Origin of the sequence: Escherichia sp. MOD1-EC7003, from assembly GCF_002965065.1 — a bacterium.
Classification (GTDB): Bacteria; Pseudomonadota; Gammaproteobacteria; order Enterobacterales; family Enterobacteriaceae; genus Escherichia.
Map to the genome: position 1 here is coordinate 1 of NZ_PTRE01000203.1, position 5,731 is coordinate 5,731.

Annotated in this window: 2 protein-coding genes and 2 pseudogenes; 3 read left to right on the forward strand and 1 reads right to left on the reverse strand. The window is 48.9% G+C overall.

The annotated features are described in order from the left end of the window. The 3 genes and pseudogenes from A7090_RS23595 to gadW all read left to right on the forward strand — a co-directional run. On the forward strand, nucleotides 1–1,223 hold a 1,223-nt coding region (locus A7090_RS23595; protein WP_105275728.1), incomplete at its 5' end, for a glutamate decarboxylase. A gap of 302 nt (nucleotides 1,224–1,525) precedes the next feature. Further along, nucleotides 1,526–1,777 (forward strand): annotated as a pseudogene (locus tag A7090_RS23600) (AraC family transcriptional regulator); the annotation flags it as partial. Nucleotides 1,778–2,144: 367 nt separating this feature from the next. Continuing rightward, nucleotides 2,145–2,873, forward strand: a complete 729-nt coding sequence (gene gadW / locus A7090_RS23605; RefSeq protein ID WP_105275729.1) for an acid resistance transcriptional activator GadW — start codon at nucleotides 2,145–2,147, stop codon at nucleotides 2,871–2,873. 351 nt (nucleotides 2,874–3,224) lie between these two features. Here gadW and mdtF read toward each other — a convergent pair. Further along, nucleotides 3,225–5,669, reverse strand: a pseudogene (gene mdtF / locus A7090_RS23615) (multidrug efflux pump RND permease MdtF); the annotation flags it as partial. Between the last annotated feature and the right edge of the window lie 62 nt (nucleotides 5,670–5,731).

Below are 5,731 nucleotides of genomic sequence, written 5' to 3' on the forward strand. Positions count from 1 at the left end.
TGGCCACTTTCTGCCAGACCTGGGACGACGAAAACGTCCATAAATTGATGGATTTATCGATCAATAAAAACTGGATCGACAAAGAAGAATATCCGCAATCTGCAGCAATCGACCTGCGTTGCGTAAACATGGTTGCTGATCTGTGGCATGCGCCTGCGCCGAAAAAGGGTCAGGCCGTTGGCACCAACACCATTGGCTCTTCCGAGGCCTGTATGCTCGGCGGGATGGCGATGAAATGGCGTTGGCGCAAGCGTATGGAGGCCGCTGGCAAACCAACGGATAAACCTAATCTGGTGTGCGGTCCGGTACAAATCTGCTGGCATAAATTCGCCCGCTACTGGGATGTGGAACTGCGTGAGATCCCTATGCGCCCCGGTCAGTTGTTTATGGATCCGAAACGCATGATTGAAGCCTGCGATGAAAACACCATCGGCGTGGTGCCGACTTTCGGCGTGACCTACACCGGTAACTATGAGTTCCCGCAGCCGCTGCACGATGCGCTGGATAAATTCCAGGCCGACACCGGTATCGACATCGATATGCACATCGACGCCGCCAGCGGTGGTTTCCTGGCACCGTTCGTCGCCCCGGATATCGTCTGGGACTTCCGCCTGCCACGGGTGAAATCGATCAGTGCTTCAGGCCACAAATTCGGTCTGGCTCCGCTGGGCTGCGGCTGGGTTATCTGGCGTGACGAAGAAGCGCTGCCGCAGGAACTGGTATTCAACGTTGACTACCTCGGCGGTCAGATTGGTACTTTCGCCATTAACTTCTCCCGTCCGGCGGGCCAGGTGATTGCACAGTACTATGAATTCCTGCGCCTCGGTCGTGAAGGCTATACCAAAGTACAGAACGCTTCTTACCAGGTCGCTGCCTATCTGGCAGATGAAATCGCCAAACTGGGGCCGTATGAGTTCATCTGTACAGGTCGCCCGGACGAAGGGATCCCGGCGGTTTGCTTCAAGCTGAAAGACGGGGAGGATCCGGGATACACCCTGTATGACCTCTCTGAACGTCTGCGTCTGCGCGGCTGGCAGGTTCCGGCTTTCACTCTCGGCGGTGAAGCCACTGACATCGTGGTGATGCGCATTATGTGTCGTCGCGGCTTCGAAATGGACTTTGCTGAACTGTTGCTGGAAGACTACAAAGCCTCCCTGAAATATCTCAGCGCTCACCCGAAACTGCAGGGTATTGCCCAGCAGAACAGCTTTAAACACACCTGATAACATAACGTTGTAAAACCGAATGCCCAACCTTTAAAAAAACAGGTAGGCATTCGGTTGTTTATTAATAACAATAATATATTGGCGGTCTATTCATCGTGTCGATAAGATATATGTTATATGAATGTTATTAAATATAGCGGCACTATTTAATGTCACGATAAGGGATTATTTGTTTACTATTAATTTCCTGTGTTCTTAAATCCGCTTTTTGTATTATAAATCCTGTCATCCAGCCCGAAGATCATCACACCGTACATCCTGTTCTCCCGCTTCGTTTAAAATTATTTACCAATCAATTTGACTTAAGAAGGCAGCGTGCTTTGCAACTTATTGTAATACAGGGAATTTCAATTAAGCGAGTCGCAGTGTCCTGTGGTTATCACAGCGTATCGTATTTTATTTACGTTTTTCGAAATTATTATGGGATGACGCCCACAGAGTATCAGGAGCGATTGGAGCAGGGATTGCCAAACCGTGACCCGGTGGCAAGTATTGCTGCGCAAGGGAATTTTTACGGCACCGATCGTTCTGCGGAAGGAATAAGATTATAGTTTTTACGCAGACATAAAAAAAACCCGGCATAGGGGACCGGGAAGAGGATAGTCTGCCGTCTCCAGACTAATAAACCGTTATAACACTCCCTGTTGGCACGGGAAACTTTGTGCTCTCAGTAAGTAAAATATAACTTTTACTGGAGATAAGATCAGCTATTTTTTTATAAACATAAGCTATACTCTGTGAGAAAATATATTCGTATTGCATTTACTTATTATCAATTAACTGTTATGTAAAACGACTTTTGGGATGGTTTTGGGTCCTACCAAATATGGCAGTTTTTGCACTAAGTAACAGTCTGGCATCATTTCATTAGTATACTGAAATTGAAATAATCGCAGTAATGAAATATAAGGGATAGTCATGACTCATGTCTGCTCGGTGATCCTCGTTCGTCGTTCATTGGATATTCATCATGAACAGCAAAAAATATCGTTGCACAACGAGAGTATCTTGTTACTGGATAAAAATTTGGCAGATGATTTTGCGTTTTGTTCACCAGATACGCGACGGCTGGATATTGATGAACTGACAGTTTGCCATTACTTACAAAATATTCGTCAGTTACCACACAATTTAGGGGTACATAGCAAAGACCGTTTGTTAATTAACCCGTCTCCCCCCATGCCTCTGGTGACGGCGATTTTTGATAGTTTCAATAAATCCGGGGGAAATTCGCCGATACTGAGCAATATGCTCTACCTTTCCTGTTTATCAATGTTTTCTCATAAGAAAGAACTTATCCCGTTGCTTTTCAATAGTATCAGTACTGTCTCAGGAAAAGTTGAACGCCTTATTAGCTTTGATATCGCTAAACGCTGGTATCTGCGCGATATCGCGGAAAGACTGTATACCAGTGAGAGTCTAATCAAAAAAAAGTTGCAGGATGAAAATACCTGTTTCAGTAAAATATTACTCGCCTCCAGGATGTCGATGGCCAGACGATTACTCGAGTTACGTCAAATTCCTTTGCATGCTATTGCTGAAAAATGTGGGTATAGCAGTACATCGTACTTTATAAACACATTTAGACAATATTATGGTGTAACGCCACATCAGTTTTCGCAACATTCGCCGGGTACCTTTTCCTGACATATTTCGCATTTGAATATTGGTCAGGATCTCACACCTGCTTCATGTGAAACTCTCTCCTGATGATTTTTGCCGGGCTACCGTTTGCAGTTTGCCTGGCGGTATACGTATTTTCAGGAGGAAAAGACTCGGCATGTTTGGAATTATTAAGCTGATAATTCATACGATTACGGGAATGTGGGTCAGTATTGTGCTGTTTAATTTGATGACTAATGGCTGGAGTGGCTTCTACTTTCACTGCTGTGTATTAAGCCTGGTATTCCTGACGGTTAGCGGGTTGCTGAGTGGAGAATGGTTAGCAGGAAAGAGTAAGGCTGAACCCTCACGTTCAACCTTACTCTCATTCACACGTTACGCTTTTTTAAAGCGGGCAAAGAGATGTTCCACTACAACGAAAAAGACTGGAACGAAGTAAATGGCCAGCACTGTTGCGGCAAACATCCCGCCCATCACGCCTGTACCTACCGCGTTTTGTGCGCCAGAACCCGCGCCGTGGCTGATTACCAGCGGCAGCACGCCGAGAATAAAGGCCAGAGAGGTCATCAGGATTGGGCGTAAACGCATCCGCGCCGCTTCGATGATCGCCTCTATCGGCGTTTTCCCTTCTTTTTGCATCATCTCAACGGCAAATTCGACAATCAGGATAGCGTTCTTGGCAGAAAGCCCGATAGTGGTCAGCAAACCAACTTGGAAGTAAACGTCATTACTTAAGCCGCGCAGATCGGTGGCCAGTAATGCGCCAACGACGCCTAACGGTACAACCAACATCACCGAGAACGGAATTGACCAGCTCTCATAAAGTGCGGCGAGGGCGAGGAACACCACGACCAGTGAAATGGCATACAGCGCGGGAGCCTGGTTTGAGGATAACGCTTCCTGATACGACAGTCCTGTCCATGAGTAGCCGACGCCTGCCGGAAGTTTAGCAACCAGGTCTGCCATAAATTTCATCGCGTCACCGGTACTTTTCCCGGCAGCCGCTTCACCTAAAATCTCCATTGACGGGATACCGTTGTAGCGTTCCAGTCGCGGCGAACCATAGGTCCATTCGGTAGATGAATAGGCAGAAAGCGGTGCCATCGTGCCAGAGGCGTTGCGTACATACCATTGGTTGATGTTATCCGGCAACATACGAAACGGCGTGCTTGCCTGGACATACACTTTTTTCACTCGCCCCTGGTTGAGGAAGTCGTTCACGTAGCTGCTGCCGAAGGCGGTGGAAATTGTCTGGTTGATATCAGACAGCGCCACGCCCATTGCCTCGGCTTTCGCGGCGTTGACGTTCACTTTGAACATCGGTGTATCTTCCAGGCCGTTCGGGCGTACCCCGATGACCTGATTCGGTGATTGCGCCGCCAGTGATAACAGTTCGTTTCGTGCCTGGGTGAGTTTTTCGTGCCCCAGGTTACCGTTGTCCAGTAGTTCCATATCAAAACCTGACGCGGTACCCAGTTCAGCCACCGCAGGTAAGTTGAACGGGAAGACGACGGCTTTATTGATTCTGCTGAGCGCAATCATTGCCCGCTGAATAATCGCGGTGACCGAGTTTTCCTCGCCGACACGTTCAGACCACGGCTTGAGACTGATAAACGCCAGACCGTTGTTTTGCCCCTGGCCGCTGAAGCCAAAACCGCCAACGGTAAACACCGACTGGACATTATCTTTCTCTTTAGTCAGATAATAATCCGTCACCTGTTGCAGCACTTTCGTGGTGTTAACCATCGTGGCACCGGAAGGTAACTGCGCGGTGGTCATAAATACCCCCTGATCCTCTTCAGGTAAGAAAGAGGTCGGCGTGCGCAGGAACAGCACCGCCATCCCGGCGCAAATCAGCAGGTAGACCACCATGTAGCGACCGGTACAACGCAACAGCGAGCGGGTGCTGTCGGTATAGTGCTGAGTTGATTTTTCAAACAGCGCGTTGAAGCGGGCGAACAGGGCATTAGGTTTGTGACCGCCTTCCGGCGCGGCTTTCAGAATGGTGGCGCACAGGGCAGGGGTCAGGCTCATGGCCACAAATACTGAAAGCAGCATCGAGGAGATCAGCGTGATGGAGAACTGGCGGTAGATCTCCCCGGTCGCACCGCTCATAAAGGCCATCGGCATAAACACTGCGGAAAGAACAACGGCAATCCCGACCAGCGCACGTTGGATCTGCCCCATCGATTTATGCGTCGCTTCCTTCGGCGGTAGCTTATCTTCCGCAATGACACGCTCGACGTTCTCCACCACCACGATGGCGTCATCCACCAGTAAGCCTATCGCCAGCACCATCCCGAACATCGTTAACGTGTTGATGGTGAAACCGACCGCCGACAAGATCGCAAACGTTCCGAGAATTACCACTGGTACGGCAATCGTCGGGATGATTGTGGCGCGGAAATTCTGCAAAAACAGATACATGACCAGGAAAACGAGGATGATAGCCTCAACCAGCGTTTTGAAAACTTCCTGAATAGAAATTTTGATAAATGGCGTGGTGTCGTAAGGATAAACCGTCTTCAGACTTGCGGGGAAATAGGCCGATAAGCGGTTTAGCTCCTCTTTCACTGCCCGCGAGGTATCCAGGGCGTTTGCTCCGGTAGCCAGTTTGATGGCGATCCCGGCAGCCGGTTTGCCGTTATAGCGTGCCACGGTGGAATAATCTTCTGCCCCAAGTTCGACGCGGGCGACATCACGCAGCAATACTTGCGAACCATCTTGCTGAACTTTCAACAGGATTTTGCCAAATTCTTCCGGCGTTTGCAGACGCGTCTGAACAATGATCGAGGCGTTCAGTTGCTGGTCTGCCGCCTGTTGTCAACGCCAAGATTATTGGCCGTTTTTCGCCATTTTTAATGTCCGCTATTGGTCATTAA